Genomic DNA, 16,131 nt, shown 5'->3' with positions numbered 1-16,131 from the left:
ATATTTTTATAGTTAAGTCGTAAGTAAAACTACTCAAATTTAAAATCTAAAACCAAACAATATTTTGTATTTGGTAAAACTGGCAATGATTATATGAAATATTGTCAAGAAAGTACAAATTTTACATCTGCTTTAACTCACTAACCAGTTTGGTTAGCACTCCCTTAGCATCTCCGAAAAGCATGCTTGTTTTTGGTTGATAAAAAAGCAAATTATCAATACCGGCATAGCCAGCATTCATGCTTCGTTTGTTCACTATCACATTCTGTGCATTTTCAACATCCAGAATAGGCATACCAAAAATAGGTGATGAGGGATCGGTCTTAGCCGCAGGGTTTACTACGTCGTTAGCACCTACTACCAATACTACATCGGTTTTGATAAATTCAGGGTTAATTTCTTCCATCTCTACCAGTTTGTCGTAAGATACATTACTTTCGGCCAATAATACGTTCATATGCCCCGGCATACGGCCCGCAACGGGGTGAATGGCGTATTCAACATCAACACCTCTATCCTGAAGTAATGTTTCCAGTTCATGAATCACGTGCTGTGCCTGTGCAACTGCTAAACCATAGCCGGGCACTATTACTACTTTTTTGGCGTAATTCATAAGAATAGCTGTATCTGAAATCGAAATGTCTTTAATGCTTCCTTTTACATCATTACCTGCAGCACCCGCTCCTCCACCTCCGAATGCACCGAAAATTACATTGCTTAAAGGACGATTCATGGCTTTGCACATAGCTAAGGTAAGAATTGTCCCTGCAGATCCTACCAGAATCCCCCCGGTTAGCATAACTTGGTTTTGATACAAGAAACCTCCAAAAGCGGCCGCCAGACCTGTAAAAGAGTTCAGCAAAGAAATAACTACAGGCATATCTGCCCCACCGATAGGAATGACAAATAAAACACCATAGACTAAAGCAGCAGCAAAAAGCAAAATCGGAAGTAGCATATGTTCAGGCTGTGCATACACTATGTAAATCCCAAAAGCAATTAATGCTACCATTACTACCGTATTCAGAATATTATAAGACGGAAGTCTGATAGGTTTTTTCATAGTTTCGTTCAGTTTCAGAAAAGCGATAATACTTCCGCTGAAAGAAACTGAGCCTATAATCATTCCTGCTATAATTGTTGCCAGAGCGCCTGTTTTACCTATATTATGTTCGTATTCCATAATACCAATCAGAGCCGCACAAGCACCACCCATCCCATTAAAAAGGGAAACCAATTCTGGCATTTTTGTCATTTGTACGCGGTTAGCTGTCAACCAACCTGCCAGCGTACCAATACCTATTGCGACTAAAATCAATATGATTTTCAAAGGTTCTCTTGAAGTAAAACCATCCGGGTGATTATACCAGAGAATCGTACCTGCTATGGCCAATGCCATACCAAAGGCGGCAAATAAATTTCCTCTCCGAGCAGTATCAGGGTGGCTCAACATTTTTAAGCCGATTACAAAAGTGACAGAGCCTATCAGATAGACTATATCAAGAACATATTTTATCTCCATTGTACCAGATTCTTAGATAGATGGTGTGTGTCTTTATTTTTTCTTGAACATTTCTAACATTCTGTCTGTTACGGCAAAGCCTCCAACCACGTTGAGCGTGCCTAATACTACTGCCACAAATCCTAGTGCTAATGCCAGTATATTATCTACAGGCGTATTTAGCATCACGATAATAGCCCCAACAATCACCACGCCATGAATCGCATTTGCACCACTCATTAAAGGGGTATGTAGCACAGCAGGTACTTTACCAATCACCTCTACTCCCACAAAAACAGATAATATCAGAATGTATATCATCTCAATATTTTCTCCTAAAAAACTGACTATGTCGTTAATCATTTCGTATAAGGTTATTTAGAATTTGATGAATTTGCTATTAGTATTTAAAACTTGATTGCTGAAATTATTTTCATAAGAGAAACTTTGAATATATCGTCCCTACGGGACTTTAGAATATGTTCTTATCATTATTTCTACCGATATATTATCCCTACGGGATATTTAATGAACCTTGATTTTTAGCCCCATAGGGACGATATATCGGTAGAAGTATTAAGCAATTTAAAAGTCAAATATCCCGTAGGGATAATATATTCATTATCATCTTGTAAGCACAGATATATTTCTATCTCACTACCGACGGATGAACCGCTTTTCCTTCATGAACAATCAAAGAACCTTTGGTTATTTCTTCGTCCATTTCCCACTTGAACCCGTCTTTGGTGGCCAGATGCAATAAGAAAGTAGCAATATTTTTGGCATATAGCTCACTGGCATTCAGTGGTAGGAGAGAGGGGATATTAGGTTCGCCTACAATAGTTACTCCGTGCTTGACAACTGTTTTACCATATTCGCTGCAAGCACAATTACCTCCTTGTTCTACTGCCATATCAACTATTACTGAACCTAGTTTCATGCTTTTTACTACGTCTTCCGGTACAAGCATAGGGGCTTTTTTACCAGGTATAAGTGCAGTGGTAATCACCAAATCGGCTTCGCTGATATGCCTGGCAATTACTTCCTGTTGTTTTTTGAGGAAATCTTCTGAAACGCCCTTTACGTAACCACCTTCAATTTTAATGGAATCGTCGCCTTTCACCTCAATAAATTTTCCACCTAATGATTGTACCTGCTCCTTTGTTTCAGGACGGATATCACTTACTTCCACTACAGCGCCTAAGCGTTTAGCGGTGGCAATGGCTTGTAAACCTGCCACCCCTGCACCCATAATTACTACTTTGGCAGGTTTGATAGTTCCTGCAGCAGTCATCAACAGAGGAAAGATTTTGCCCAAGTGATAGGCTCCAATGATAACAGATTTATATCCCCCAAGATTGGCTTGCGAGCTCAAGGCATCCATTTTCTGGGCTCTGGAGATACGGGGAATTGCATCGACCGAAAAGGCAGAAATACCTTGTTTGGCAGAAGCTTCAATCAGTTCAGGATTAGTAGCCGCATACATAAATGAAATAGACACTGCTCCTTTTTTCATTTGACCGACTTCTTCAACAGTCAGTGGGTTGACTTTCAGAACAATGTCAGCACTAGCAAGCAGTGAAGATTTGTCTTTCTCCACTTTGGCGCCAATGGCTTCGTAAGCAGTATCTTCAAAAAAGGAAGAGGTTCCGGCTTCATTTTCAATCGCACACTCAAATCCGGCTTGAATCAGTTGTTTGCAGACTTCGGGACTTAGGGCAACACGTTTTTCAAATGCTTTGGTTTCTTTGATTATCGCTATTTTCACAGGGTCGTAAACTTGGTTTTATGTCGCCTCTAATATAGAAATAATTCAAGTATTTATCAATATATTTATAAATTAAATTGAAGTTAAATTATCAATCGACACATAGGCTATTTTTAGCCTATGTCTTATCTTATTTTTTCGACGTAATTTGTTAGAGAGTAAGTGTATAAAGATTTTTCAAATCGTTAAAATCCGGCAGAATTTTATAACTTGGCTACATTTAGGAGAATCGGCGATTTGAAAAATCATGATACACTTTTAAGGTATTTCCGGTAGATAATCAAGCGGCAATAATTCGCCAATTTTTTCATTGCCCCATCTGCCTTCGAAAACCAGAGCTAGGGGGTTAATCAGATGCCCGTTTTTTTCAACCAGAACCGGAGATTCTAAAATTGATACGATAGAAGTTTGAGGAATATTCTTTTGTCCAGCCTCTATAAACTGTGGTTCTTCAAACTCTTTGTTATAGACTATATACAAATGATTGCTGAAATCAATAGCAAACATATCTTTATAGGGGCTTATTATCTCACTTTCTGTCAAAGGAGTTCTTACCAGATACTGCACGTATCTGGAAAAACCATTGATGGCTAATTTCTTCAAAGACTGTTCAGCTCTTAATTTTAGGTCGGTTGAATCAACCATCATTTTTTCTCTGGATGCCTGCGTAATAATATTACCTGTACTATCTCGCCTTTCAGTAGTTAGAGGTACTGAAAACATCTTTTTCTCTTGTCGTATTAACTTATGTATGACATAGCCTTCTGCACTGAGTTTCTTTTCAGTCAGGGCTTTTAGAAAATGTTGTGAAGAACCATAATACGCTTTATTCCTGTTTTCAATCCATTGTTTTTGTCGCCTGTCACTCTTGGTTTTCGTTTCTTCAAAGAATGGATAACCCCAGTAAGAAGTATAGCGTTCTTTAAAATTATATCTGAACTCTTCCAACTGATATTTAATGACATAGCCCAACAGTTTATTTTCAATTTCTAAAGGTTCATCCGCTCTGATAATCAGTTCTGAATCATCATTGTTCATCGTGAATGTCAAGGCTTTAGGGTTTTTTAGTTTACATTCTTTTGAGAAAATAGTTTTACCCATAAAGCCCTCCTCAAAAATATAGAAATATCTTTTAAAACCATCTTTAATACGTTTAATGGTTACCGCTTGTAATTCGATGGAATTAGCATTGAGCATCACCAGGAGTGGTTTCTTTAAGGTATCGGCTTTTAACTGTAAAGAGAAGGTTTCGTAACCTATATAACTTATTACCAGATCAATAGTGCCAGAGGGAGCATTAGTGATTTTGAACCTACCCTTATCATCAGTTTGTTGACCTTTGGTAGTATTACTGATAAATACATTGGCAAAAATCAGAGATTTTTTGTCTGCTGCATCAATCACACGCCCCTCGATGGTATGTTGGCAAATACCAGATAAGGAAAAACAAAAGAGTAGTAAAATAATTGTATTAAATTGAATACGCATGGAGGCTTTATAGAACAAGTATTTCATCATTATTGACGCAAATGTATAACTAATTGATTAGTTATTTTCTTGGAATCTTTAAAAAGATTACTAGGATTTTTATATTGGCAATTATGGCAAAATATGGTGTAATTTGATATAAAGTTTAATTTCCTTATAATTGAATAAAATTTACTACCCACATATATGGAAGAACAAAAGAAAATAACCAAGCATTATTCAAATAGCGATGTGACAGTTGTCTGGCAACCACATATGTGTATTCACTCCGCTATTTGTTTTCGTGGCTTGCCACATGTATTCGACCCTCGCAAGCGCCCATGGGTTACTCCTGAACATGAAAGTGGTGAGAAAATTATGGCACAGATAGATAAATGTCCTTCGGGCGCATTATCGTATTTTAAAAATGAAGTAGGGCAGGAGGAGAAGCAAATAGATAATGAAACGATAGTAGAAACTACCAAAAATGGCCCTCTGTTAATCTACGGTAATATCTCTATTAAAGATTCAGAGGGAAATATTACTAAAAAGCATAAGGTTACGGCTTTATGTCGTTGTGGGTCATCCGAAAACAAACCTTTTTGTGACGGAACACATACCAAGATTGGGTTTATTGCTTAAGACCTCATAAAGCAAAAAGGCTATCATAATTTAAATTATGATAGCCTTTTTGTATAATCAGAAGAAGATTAATCTTTTATTTCTCCACCTTCAGCGGCTAACTCAGCCAGGCGTCTTTTTTCTTCTCTTGCTGATATAACAATACTTATTTCATATAAAATATAGAGTGGGAATGCCACTAATAGCTGGCTTGTAACATCTGGTGACGGAGTAATAACAGCCGATACAATCAGAATAACTACAACCGCATGCTTACGATAAGTTCTCATAAATTGAGGGCCAATAACCCCAATTTTGGTTAATACAAATATTGCAACCGGTAATTGGAAAGCCACTCCGCAAGCCAAAGTAAGGGTTGCCAGCAAAGAAATATAAGAACCAATATCAAACTGGTTTTCGATACTCTTGCTAATCTGGAAATTAACCAGGAAGTTGATAGCTAATGGAGAAACAATGAAATAGCCGAATGCAACCCCCGAAAAGAATAAAAAAGTAACGTAGAAAACGGCACCTCTGGCTGATTTACTTTCTGATGGTTTTAAACCCGGTTTCACAAAACGCCATATTTCCCAGAATACATATGGGAACGCAAAGACCAACCCGATGATGGCCGCAGAAGTAAAAGCCATAATAAATTGCCCTGATACCTCACGACTCATTAAGCTGAATTGTAGTTTATCAACACAAAGGCCAGGTGCACCAACTGCTGTTCCGAGCTTACACATCATGCGGTAGGTCCAGAAATCTACCTTAGATGGACCTAGGATAACAGTTTCATAAATTTCCTCAATATAGATAAAGGCAAAAATCATGAAGAAGACGATCGCAACAGCTGCACGGATTAAGTGCCAGCGAAGCTCTTCGAGATGGTCTAAAAAAGACATCTCTTTACCTACTTCTTCTTCTTTGCCGTCGTCATCGTAATCGTAATACGGAGTTTGATCTAGTGGCATTTTATTTCAATAATTTTCTTTCAAATATACGCAAGAAGCGCATTCCAGATTTATTTCTTAGCAGCAGTACTATCTTTTGGAATAGTTATTTTGCCGCTTTTCTTATCTTCAGCGTATTTTTTGTTCAAGCCTTCTAATACTTGTTTGGTAATATCTAAATCTTCTTTAGCATACAATACACCACCACCTTTAGAATAACCAATTACCATATCATATTTGTCTGAGCCATTGAATTCTTTCAGATAATCATGAATTTTGTTCAGAATATCTTCTGTTTTCTTGCCTTCTTCCTGTGCTAAAACCTGTGCGTTTTTATCACGATAAGCCATCAGATTTTGCTCTTCCTGTTGCAATTGCATTTGTGTAGTTTGCGCTTGCTCCTGGGTCATATGACCTTGTTGTGCTCTTTGTTGGAAAAAAGCTACTTTATTCTGGAAGGTACGGGCTTTATTCTGCAAATCGTTTTCTAATTGGAATCTTTTATTTTCAGAAGCCTTAAGAATGTCTTTGTAATAGTCATATTTATTAAGCAAGGTATCTGTATTTACATAAACAATACGACCTGATGGTTGTTTTCCACCTGCTGTTGTTGAGGTAGAAGCTGATTTGTCACAACCCCATGCAATAAGAGAAACTAATAGAACGAAAACTGAAAGTTTTTTCATTTGAAAATTAATTAGCGTATGCAGAATGTTTGCATACTATTAAAAAGTATTTGATTAAAGGTTTTTTGCAAATAAAGCCTGCAAAGATAGAAAAATCCGTCAGAAAAAGAGGGATTATATAGGGTTTTATTTGGTTAATTGCTTGAACTGATAACCTGCTAATGCTGAAAAACCGCCTACTAATCCACCTATAAGTGCCATAATGACAAAAAATGAAAGCGTATAAGGGATATTTTTCAGGAATTTCATACTTTCCAAAAACAGGCCTCCTACGCGGTCAAGCATTAGTCCGTCAGAAGACATATTGAGATAAAGTGCATAGGCTATCCATAGGGTAGCAATAGCACCTGCTCCGGCAAAGAAAGAGCCGCTGGAAGACTTCGATTTCATCATGCCTACCAGAAAGGCAATGGGAGCGATAACCCACCAGGGCAGAAATAATTGTGCAATAGCACTCACGATAAGAATAATTATATAAGACATTGGTTAATTTCGTTTAAGATTTAATAATCTGATAGTGTATAAAGCCTATTTCTTTCCGATGACTTTAGTGGTCGACACGATTTTGCTACTTTTTTCATCTTTATTTTTCATAAAGAGCAGTTCGTTCAACTCACCTTTTGCCCATTTATCAACCATATTATCATAATAAGGACTACCCGGATTACCCGATTGTCCACCCGGATATAGTCCATAAGCTTTAGGCCATTCTTTGTCTAATTGCACCACCATACGCCATGACGGGCCGTGCGTTTCTGAGGTAGCATTGACTATTCCTGGACCACCACCATTTGGAATATCCTGTCTGCCAAAGCCCGGTAGTCTGCCCAGGTGATTAATATCTGTGCTTTTTACTTTTGTCCATGCCCAGGTTTCAGCATTTAGTGGCCCCAATTTAGTAGTCAAAGAATCAACAGTTGCCTTAAAGCTTCCTCTCACAATATCTTCTACCGTTTCTACTTTATCTTTGGTATTAATATTATCAAACCATTTGGCAGTCGGCTGATTCTTGATCAATTCCCATGTGCGGTCTCTGGTAGGCTGGCTCATCGGATCTTTTTCACTTTGCGCAGAAAAATCATCTTCCCAAACCCAGGTTCTCAATTCTTTTACCCATCTTTCAAATATGGTCGGCGCAACTTCGTATGGGTCATTTTTCATATTCCATTTTACCAATGCCTGATAGGCTGTATTGTTTGTATTAGCAGAATCAGCAGCTAATATCTTCATCACATCTGGCAGAACTCTGCGTGCTTCTACATTGAAATTATCATTCTGTACCGAACGTAAACTATCAATTGTTGCTTTTTGCATAGCTTCCAGGCGTTCATTGATACGGATACCTCTTTCAGATGGAGCAAATTTCCAACCTAAATAATAAGGATAAGTTGGATCGGTAGAGAATTGGTTGGCCGAACTTACAAATCCACGAGGAGGATTTTTAACTGTTGGGTTTTGTTCGGCAGGAATCCAACCTTGCCAATCGTGTGCGGGATTAGAGCCATCCAGAATGAACTTGCCTTGCTCTTTCCATTTCAATGGTAATTTACCATTTGGTGTAATCGCTATATCGTTATGATTATCGGCAAAAATAAAGTTTTGTGCAGGAGCCTTGTAGTAGGTAAGCGCTTTGCGATAATCGTCATAGTTTTTCGCACGATTCAGGTAATAAAAGCCCATTAAATCAGAATTGTCTTCTTCGTGCCCTACCCATTTCATGGCATGCCCTACAGGAAAGCTCTTAGCATAGTTATTTTCGCTGGCTCTGTTATATAAAACAGGACCGTGATGCGTATAATAGACGGTGTCTTTCAAAGACTCCGATTTACCTTTGATTTTAAATTCCTGAATGAGCATGGTAGTGGGCTTCCATGCACCATTATACCAGTATTCTTTCTGGCTTTTATCTTTGAATTTTATCTGATAAAAATCCATCACATCAGAGCCTACATTCGTTACACCCCAGGCAATGTCTTTGTTGAAACCAATAGTTACCCCCGGAGTACCAGGCAAACAAGCCCCATAGACATTCATGGTAGGAGTAGACAACTGCATTTGATACCAGATAGATGGTAAAGTGAGTTGTAAGTGGGGGTCATTAGCCAGAATAGGTAAGCCTGATGCTGATTTGCTACCACCTACGGCCCAGTTATTACTACCAATTTCAGGGGCAGGAGCAGCTATATTAAAAGCGACAGCCCCGTCTTTACCGGCAGGTTTAGCTGCTATTTCAGTAGGTATTGCCGGAACGGGTACTGGAGTGAACTCCCATTTGGTGCCTACGGGAATAATCGGAGACTCTACAATAGGATAATCAGGGAATAAGTCTTTAACTACTTCAGGGCCATATTTAGCCAGGACATTGCTCATCCTGAAATCTTCGCTACCGCCATTCAATACCTGACGCATGTTCATCAACATTAAGATAGTTTTATAAGGCGACCATTCTTCAGGTTGATAACCGATTATTTTATATTCTACTGGTAAGTCTTTATAAGATAATTGTTTGATATAGGCATTTACTCCGGCTGCATAGGCACTAAGAACTTTGAAGGCGACATCATCTTTTTTGTAGGAAGCTGCAATTTTCTTAGCTGTTTCAGCCATACCCATCCGGCGGTTATAGCGGTCTAGTTCGATGGCTCTTTCACCTACTACTTCTGATAATCGGCCTGAAGCGGCTAGCGTATAAAATTCCATTTGCCATAGGCGGTCTTGTGCTACCAGATAGCCCTGGGTGAAATAGAGGTCGTCTTCATTTTGTGCAAAAACGTGTGGCACACGATTATCGTCGAAGATAACGCTTACCTCATCTTTAATACCGTCTAATTTGAGTTCGTCGGGAGAAGACTTAGTGCCGCCATTTTGCCAGAAGCCCTCAAATGGATTGAATAATTTTCCAAGAGCAGGCAAGGCTCCCAAAGGTCGGTTTAAGATGTAAGTTAAACCAGCAGCTATGATTAGACTTACAAGAAACTTAATAAATTTCATAAATGACTTAGTGTTAAAAAGGCAGGATTTTGATTAATAGTTGGTCTGAAATTAGTTATTTGCTTCAGAAATGATTCTTTACAAAGACTACATTATCAGTATGCAAACATACTATTTATTCTGTTGCGAATGTAGCGAAAAAGAATCGAAGATTTTATTATTTAGATGATTTTTAGGATTTTTTTAATATCTTCTTTACCATTGAAACGATCATAAAACACCTCAAACAAAACAGGCTCCACCAGTATAATACTGATTGAGCCTGCCTGATGACCTATTATTTAAATTAACCTTGCATCAATTTCTCTAAAACAACTTTCCAGTTCTCGTAAGCCTCCTGATAAGCCATTACATCGGCTGATTTTGGTTCTATTACTTTCAGTTTTATCAGTTTGCTCATGGCTTCTTTGGGTGTGCTATAATAGGTTACACCATAGCCTGCCCCCAAAGCTGCTCCTTTAGCGCCATCTGTATCATATAATTCAATAGGGGTATTGGTGACATTCACCAAAGCATTACTGAAAATATCGCTCAAAAACATATTGGCTTTTCCAGCACGAATAACCTTTGGCTCAACCCCATTGGCTTGCATGATGCCTAACCCATAATTGAATGAGAAAGCGATACCTTCTTGTGCAGCACGGAAAACATGCGCCTGTGAATGAATATTGAAATCAAGATTATGGAAAGACGCTCCCAGAATACGGTTGTTCAGTATACGCTCTGCTCCATTGCCGAATGGCATTACTAAGAGTCCATTGCTGCCGATGGCTACTTGTTCTGCCTGTTTGTTCATATCAGGATAAGTCAAATCTTTACCAAAATTCTCTTTTGCCCAACGATTCAGGATGCCTGTACCGTTGATACAAAGCAGAATACCCACCCGATTGGCTCCATCTATTTTATGATTGACATGGGCAAATGAATTGATACGCGATTGTGGGTCATAAGAAATCTGGTCACTTACGGCATAAACTACACCAGATGTCCCTGCTGTAGCTGCAATTTCACCCGGATTTAAAACATCTAACGAAAGCGCATTATTGGGCTGGTCACCGGCCTTGTACGTAACCGGAGTGCCTGCCTTGATTGCTAAAATATCAGCAATGAATTGTGTTACTTTACCATGCTCGCTAAATACAGGTCTGATTTCAGGAATGATACTTTCATCAAAACCATAATAATTCAACAAATCTTTTGAAACGCTGTTTTCCTGAAAATCCCAGAAAATACCTTCTGATAAACCTGAATTAGAGGTTGTGATTTCACCAGTCAGCATCATAGCGATATAATCGCCCGGCAGCATGATTTTGTCACATTGCTCAAAAATATGTGGCTCATTGGCTTTTACCCAGGCTAATTTTGAGGCAGTAAAATTACCAGGAGAGTTCAACAAATGATTCAGACATAACTCTTCTCCCATTTCACTGAAAGCTTTATCACCAATCTGCACGGCTCTACTATCGCACCAGATAATTGAGGGGCGCAATACCTTTTTATCTTTATCTACCATTACCAGACCATGCATCTGGTAGGCAATACCAATGGCTCCAATCTCTTTTGAATCAAATCTGGTTGCTTCGTGTTTACCTAAAGCGTTTACTCGCTTAATAGCTTCAATGGTATTGTTCCACCACATTTCAGGACTTTGTTCTGCCCAGCCTGCAAAAGGAGAAGAGATAGGTGCTTCTACATCAGGGTATTGTGCAGAGGCAATCACTTGTTGAGTATCAGCATCTACCACAGATGCCTTAATAGAAGAAGTACCAATATCGATTCCGAGTAGTAACATATCTTAGGTTGAAATTTTAATTGTCAAAGTTACACTTTAAATAAAGTAAAACAAAATCACACTGATAAATGAGAGCTATTCTCTTTCCCGAACATAAATGTAATACGAAAAAGGGTTATATCATTAAAAGTTGATATAACCCTTTTTTGGATGAACTCAATTGCCAATTAAATTACTCCGGCGTTGGAGTAGGCACTACTGTCTCTGCTTTCTTAGTAAGATATTCCTTTGTATTATCAATTCTAATTTCGACCCACATAGGCAAATGGTCAGACATCTGGAAAGTACGCCAGGTTTTATACTTAGATGCCAGGCTTATTCCATCACTTTCTTCTTCAGTTGCCTCAGGTTTTTTTTTAACAAAATGTTCTTCGTAAATAGCTTCCTCTCCGTCTTTAAAAACAGATTCATAAAAATCAAAGATTCCTGCTTCATTTGTAAATTCAAATACACCTTGTCTGTTTAAAAACACAATCTGATCATAAAACTTATCTTTTTTTACGTTTGAGCCAGTTAATTCATCTTTTGCAAGAGCAGCGGGTACTTTAAAACCTGTGCTGGTCAGAGCTTTGAAAGTAGCATCTTTTTTATCGAATATGTTAAAATCACCCATTAAAATAATGCTCTGCATGTTTCCCAATTCAATAGCATCTTCGGCTTTGGCTTTCATGAACTCGGCAATCTGTTTAATTTCCTGAACCCTTATAGAATCTTCCGGTTTGCTTTCACCGTAATAAATATGAACTGTACAAAGCATAAAATTTGTCCATCCTGCTTTAAATCCACAAATGAATGGTGAGCGGACCCACTGTACACTAGGCAGTGCTACCATTTTATCCCCCTCTTTTTTTCTGACGGGCTGATTCACTACTTCTCCTGCTAATCCATCAAACTTTACCTTTCTGCGGTCAAACAGGAAAGCCATTCTTTCACCATTGCCTCCTATCCCCTCTGTTACATCAGTGTAAATATAATCCCAGTTACTACCCAAAACCTCTTTTAATTTGTTAAGCGCTTTCAGGTTTTCTCTCACTTCCTGAATAGCCACTAAATCAAACCGGTCAATGATTTCAGCTATATAGTAGAATGATTCAATCAAGCGTTCACCACCCTTAGATGAATCAAACTCACGGATATTCCAAGTGGCTAAGATTAATTTACTGTTGAGGGTTCTTGCCGGAATTTGTTTATCTAATGCCTCGCGTAGAAGCAAAATCTTCTCAGCAATACGTTTCTTTTTTTCGCCGGATAAGCTCGTCTCATCAAATAGTTTTTTGTAATAAGGCATAGGAGGTGTTTGGGTTTTAAACGAAGTTAAGCCTAATAGTGTAGTTTTATATGTCTTAATTATTAAATTTATTTTACGGCTACTTTTTGGTTTTACTATAGCTGGTTACAGCTTTTTCGGTATTTATTCAAATTAAGCTACCTTTGCAGACTCATATACTATTGAATCGTGCAAAATAATTATTATTTCTTACGGCAACTTACTCTGCAAGTAGAAACTAAAATCACCGGACTGAAATTGATGGAATGTTTCAGTCAGGAAAAAGATGAATTGGTTTTTGGGTTTGCCGCTGCCCGTGGGAAAAAGAAAAACTATAAAGAGTTTTTTCTTAAAGCCGTCGTTTTTCCGGATTTCTCCTGCTTATATTTTACTGATCAGTTTGAGAGAGCCAAAAAAAACAGCATTGATTTATTTAATCAACTAATTGATTTAGAGGTTACAGGTATAAGGCAATTTCTGAATGAACGATGCTTTGCTATTAATTTTGAGCAAGGCTTTTCGGTAGTTTTCAAGATGTATGGCAATCGTTCTAATATCATTCTATTTCAGAATAATGAAGTAATCGACCTCTTCCATAGTAAAATTGTAGCTGATAAAAATCTCCGGATTAGTACTTTAGATCGTCAGATAGATCAGTCATTTGATGCGTTTCAGGCAAATAATCAGGATTACCGAAAACTATTCCCAACTTTTGGGAAATTAGTAAATACTTATCTGGAAGAAGAGCCAATCACCTGGCAAAGAATCCAGGAAACTCTCCATAAATTAGAAAATCCCCGATACTATATTATTCGCTGGGAACATCAATTGCATTTATCTCTGTTGCCAATAGGGGAGGTTTTGCAGGAGTTTGACAAGCCTATCGAAGCAATCAATGCTTTCTATGTTATTTATAACAAAGTCAGTACCCTTGATAAAGAAAAGGCCGAGATTCTGCGGAAACTAACCAAAGAAAAGAAACAAACTGATTTATATCTGAAAGATGCCTATCAGCGGCTGGAAGCTGTTGATTCTGATATTAAGAACGAAGAAATCGGGCATATACTTATGGCCAACCTGCATCAGATACCGGAGAGAGCCGAGAAAGCAGAATTATTTGATTTTTATCGGGATAAGGACATCGTTATTAAATTGAAGCCCGAGCTTTCTCCCCAGAAAAATGCGGAGAATTTTTATCGTAAGGCTAAGAACGAAAAGATAGAAATTGAAAAACTGATGGAAAACATCGAAAGCCGTGAAGAACTGCTGAAAAATCTGAACCTGCATATAGAAAAAATAGAGCAGGCAGAACATTTAAAGGCACTACGCAATTATCTGAAAGCCAACAAGCTTGCTCGTAATTCTTCTCAGACAACCAACTATAAAGAATTATTCAAACGATTTGAAGTAGAAGGCTTTGAGATTCTGGTTGGCCGGAATGCCAAAAATAATGATTTGCTTACCCAGCAATATGCCTATAAAGAAGACCTATGGCTACATGCCCGCGATGCACAAGGCTCACACGTGGTAGTAAAATACAAAGCAGGTAAAAAGATACCTAATACAGTAAAAGAATCAGCGGCTTCTTTGGCAGCTTATTATTCTAAACGGCGGAATGAAAGCTTAGCGCCTGTAATATTGACGCAAAAGAAATTTGTGCGAAAGACAAAAGATCTGGCAGAAGGACAAGTGATTGTGGAAAAAGAAGAAGTGGTAATGGTAGAGCCCAAAATGCCGAATTAATGACTTTCAGGAATCGTCTGCAATATCTGTTAGTTTGGAAACTACGGGTTTCTAATCGGAGGGCTTTGGAACTCATATTGTCAGGTGAGGTTCAGGTAAATGGTATGTCGGTTAGTACCAATGTAGAACTAAGCCAGACAGATGAAGTGGTTTATAATAATGAAGTATTAAAGGAAGGGAAAAAGCTTATCTATATCGCTTTTTACAAGCCACGAGGCATAGAAACTACATTGAATACTGCAATAGCTGATAATCTGAAAGATATTCTGCCATTTGAAGAAGAATTGTTCCCGATAGGCAGATTGGATAAAGAATCAGAGGGATTATTATTTCTGACAAATGATGGTACACTCTACGACAAAATGCTTCGTAATGAGAATAAGACCGAAAAAGAATATATTGTAACGGTTGATAAGCCTATTGATGAATATTTCTTAGCATCTATGGCTAAGGGCATCAAAATCATGGGAAAGATGACTTTGCCTTGCCAGATAGAAAAGATAGACGATTTTACTTTCAGAATCATTCTGATTCAGGGATTAAACCGGCAAATCAGGAGGATGTGCTATAAACTTCATTATGAAGTATTAAGGCTTGTTCGCATCAGAATGGGTATGATTGAATTAGGGGACTTAACAGCTGGTAAGTATCGTATTCTTACCGATGTCAAATAACAGGAATATGGGTACTACAAAAGTAGCAACCATGAATATCTACTATAGATATTCGCTTTGAATCAACTTGATAGTCCCAGCAATATCTTTGGCCGCAATGGGTTGGCCTAAAGCCGTGAATTCCCACCGTGAGCCATGCGTACGTTTCAGCTTAGCCATTAGCATGGATACATGCCCTCCATAGGTTGCATCAGCCGATAAGTTGAAATTGGCAAATACATTTTTCGGGTTATGGTGCTTGCCCTCCATAATTCTGATTTTCGAATAAGGAATGGTAGCAAAATCCTGTTGTTTGTATGAGTTCAGATAGAAGAATATCGTATCTACTTCTGCTGCAACTTTCTCCAGATTGATACTTATCACTTCATTATCTTTATTATCTGCGCCACTATCACCAATTCTGTCATCTCCACTATGTTTAATGGCTCCGTTTTTTGATTTCAGGTTATTATAATAGATAGTTTCAATTTCTTTTTTGTTTGTATCAAAAAGTGAAACCGAACCGTCTAAGTCAACAGCTTCATCGTTGCTGAGCAGGCCAAAGAAAGCTTTATGTTTGATACTTCCCCAGTCCAAGCCAACGGTAATTTCTTTTAAGTCAATTCCATTTTTTTCTAATGAAATCTTTGAGTTTTTAGTCAGATTTATCATTAAGATAGCGTGTAAAG

Annotated in this window: 14 protein-coding genes; 3 read left to right on the top strand and 11 right to left on the bottom strand. The window is 38.1% G+C overall.

The annotated features are described in order from the left end of the window. Positions 1–121: 121 nt before the first annotated feature. From D0T08_RS11120 to D0T08_RS11105, 4 genes are all read right to left on the bottom strand, one after another. Positions 122–1,522, bottom strand: coding sequence for an NAD(P)(+) transhydrogenase (Re/Si-specific) subunit beta (locus tag D0T08_RS11120; protein ID WP_116982708.1), 1,401 nt, complete (start codon positions 1,520–1,522; stop codon positions 122–124). A gap of 33 nt (positions 1,523–1,555) precedes the next feature. Further along, on the bottom strand, positions 1,556–1,864 hold the full coding sequence (locus D0T08_RS11115; protein ID WP_220275200.1) for an NAD(P) transhydrogenase subunit alpha: 309 nt from the start codon (positions 1,862–1,864) through the stop codon (positions 1,556–1,558). Positions 1,865–2,150: 286 nt separating this feature from the next. Beyond that, positions 2,151–3,269 carry a Re/Si-specific NAD(P)(+) transhydrogenase subunit alpha gene (locus D0T08_RS11110; RefSeq protein ID WP_116982707.1) on the bottom strand — a complete coding sequence of 373 codons (1,119 nt, stop codon included), beginning with the start codon at positions 3,267–3,269 and terminating at the stop codon, positions 2,151–2,153. Between the two features lie 258 nt (positions 3,270–3,527). After that, positions 3,528–4,757 (bottom strand): carboxypeptidase-like regulatory domain-containing protein, encoded by a 1,230-nt coding sequence (locus D0T08_RS11105; RefSeq protein WP_158561245.1) that lies wholly within the window; start codon positions 4,755–4,757, stop codon positions 3,528–3,530. A 186-nt stretch (positions 4,758–4,943) separates the two neighbouring features. Here D0T08_RS11105 and D0T08_RS11100 point away from each other — a divergent pair, with 186 nt between their 5' ends. Next, a complete protein-coding gene (locus tag D0T08_RS11100) occupies positions 4,944–5,378 on the top strand; it encodes a (4Fe-4S)-binding protein (RefSeq protein WP_116982705.1) in 435 nt (144 codons plus the stop codon). A gap of 68 nt (positions 5,379–5,446) precedes the next feature. Here D0T08_RS11100 and tatC read toward each other — a convergent pair whose 3' ends face one another. From tatC to D0T08_RS11070, 6 genes are all read right to left on the bottom strand, one after another. Further along, on the bottom strand, positions 5,447–6,331 hold the full coding sequence (gene tatC / locus D0T08_RS11095; RefSeq protein ID WP_116982704.1) for a twin-arginine translocase subunit TatC: 885 nt from the start codon (positions 6,329–6,331) through the stop codon (positions 5,447–5,449). A 50-nt stretch (positions 6,332–6,381) separates the two neighbouring features. Then, positions 6,382–6,996, bottom strand: coding sequence for an OmpH family outer membrane protein (locus tag D0T08_RS11090; RefSeq protein WP_116982703.1), 615 nt, complete (start codon positions 6,994–6,996; stop codon positions 6,382–6,384). Positions 6,997–7,122: 126 nt separating this feature from the next. Next, entirely contained in the window at positions 7,123–7,479 is a 357-nt protein-coding gene (locus D0T08_RS11085; protein WP_116982702.1) for a hypothetical protein, read from the bottom strand. 45 nt (positions 7,480–7,524) lie between these two features. Next, the gene (locus tag D0T08_RS11080; RefSeq protein ID WP_116982701.1) at positions 7,525–9,987 is read right to left on the bottom strand and encodes a penicillin acylase family protein; all 2,463 of its coding nucleotides are present in this window, start codon (positions 9,985–9,987) and stop codon (positions 7,525–7,527) included. Between the two features lie 286 nt (positions 9,988–10,273). Next, complete coding sequence (locus D0T08_RS11075) at positions 10,274–11,779, bottom strand: xylulokinase (protein WP_116982700.1); 1,506 nt, start codon at positions 11,777–11,779, stop codon at positions 10,274–10,276. 172 nt (positions 11,780–11,951) lie between these two features. Then, positions 11,952–13,067: an endonuclease/exonuclease/phosphatase family protein gene (locus D0T08_RS11070; protein WP_116982699.1), complete on the bottom strand. Its 1,116-nt coding sequence runs from the start codon at positions 13,065–13,067 to the stop codon at positions 11,952–11,954. A 168-nt stretch (positions 13,068–13,235) separates the two neighbouring features. On the opposite strand from D0T08_RS11070, the gene D0T08_RS11065 reads away from it, so the two are divergent. Together D0T08_RS11065 and D0T08_RS11060 are read left to right on the top strand one after the other, a co-directional pair. Next, the gene (locus tag D0T08_RS11065; RefSeq protein WP_116982698.1) at positions 13,236–14,789 is read left to right on the top strand and encodes an NFACT RNA binding domain-containing protein; all 1,554 of its coding nucleotides are present in this window, start codon (positions 13,236–13,238) and stop codon (positions 14,787–14,789) included. Continuing rightward, positions 14,789–15,463, top strand: coding sequence for a pseudouridine synthase (locus D0T08_RS11060; RefSeq protein ID WP_116982697.1), 675 nt, complete (start codon positions 14,789–14,791; stop codon positions 15,461–15,463). The genes D0T08_RS11065 and D0T08_RS11060 overlap by 1 nt, the downstream gene beginning before the upstream one ends. 42 nt (positions 15,464–15,505) lie before the next feature. On the opposite strand, the gene D0T08_RS11055 is transcribed toward D0T08_RS11060, so the two are convergent. Further along, positions 15,506–16,114, bottom strand: a complete 609-nt coding sequence (locus D0T08_RS11055) for a TerD family protein (RefSeq protein ID WP_116982696.1) — start codon at positions 16,112–16,114, stop codon at positions 15,506–15,508. Positions 16,115–16,131: the final 17 nt, after the last annotated feature.

Origin of the sequence: Emticicia sp. C21, assembly GCF_003418935.1 — a bacterium.
Lineage (GTDB): Bacteria > Bacteroidota > Bacteroidia > Cytophagales > Spirosomataceae > Emticicia.
The sequence above is the reverse complement of the archived record's forward strand: the minus strand, read 5'-3'. Positions and strand labels throughout refer to the sequence as shown.

Coding starts and splice junctions, on each gene's coding strand:
- D0T08_RS11075 (WP_116982700.1), bottom strand. CDS start 11,779: ATGTTACTACTCGGAATCGATATTGGTACTTCTTCTATTAAGGCATCT.
- D0T08_RS11105 (WP_158561245.1), bottom strand. CDS start 4,757: ATGCGTATTCAATTTAATACAATTATTTTACTACTCTTTTGTTTTTCC.
- D0T08_RS11120 (WP_116982708.1), bottom strand. CDS start 1,522: ATGGAGATAAAATATGTTCTTGATATAGTCTATCTGATAGGCTCTGTC.
- tatC (WP_116982704.1), bottom strand. CDS start 6,331: ATGCCACTAGATCAAACTCCGTATTACGATTACGATGACGACGGCAAA.
- D0T08_RS11115 (WP_220275200.1), bottom strand. CDS start 1,864: ATGATTAACGACATAGTCAGTTTTTTAGGAGAAAATATTGAGATGATA.
- D0T08_RS11070 (WP_116982699.1), bottom strand. CDS start 13,067: ATGCCTTATTACAAAAAACTATTTGATGAGACGAGCTTATCCGGCGAA.
- D0T08_RS11080 (WP_116982701.1), bottom strand. CDS start 9,987: ATGAAATTTATTAAGTTTCTTGTAAGTCTAATCATAGCTGCTGGTTTA.
- D0T08_RS11090 (WP_116982703.1), bottom strand. CDS start 6,996: ATGAAAAAACTTTCAGTTTTCGTTCTATTAGTTTCTCTTATTGCATGG.
- D0T08_RS11100 (WP_116982705.1), top strand. CDS start 4,944: ATGGAAGAACAAAAGAAAATAACCAAGCATTATTCAAATAGCGATGTG.
- D0T08_RS11055 (WP_116982696.1), bottom strand. CDS start 16,114: ATGATAAATCTGACTAAAAACTCAAAGATTTCATTAGAAAAAAATGGA.
- D0T08_RS11060 (WP_116982697.1), top strand. CDS start 14,789: ATGACTTTCAGGAATCGTCTGCAATATCTGTTAGTTTGGAAACTACGG.
- D0T08_RS11085 (WP_116982702.1), bottom strand. CDS start 7,479: ATGTCTTATATAATTATTCTTATCGTGAGTGCTATTGCACAATTATTT.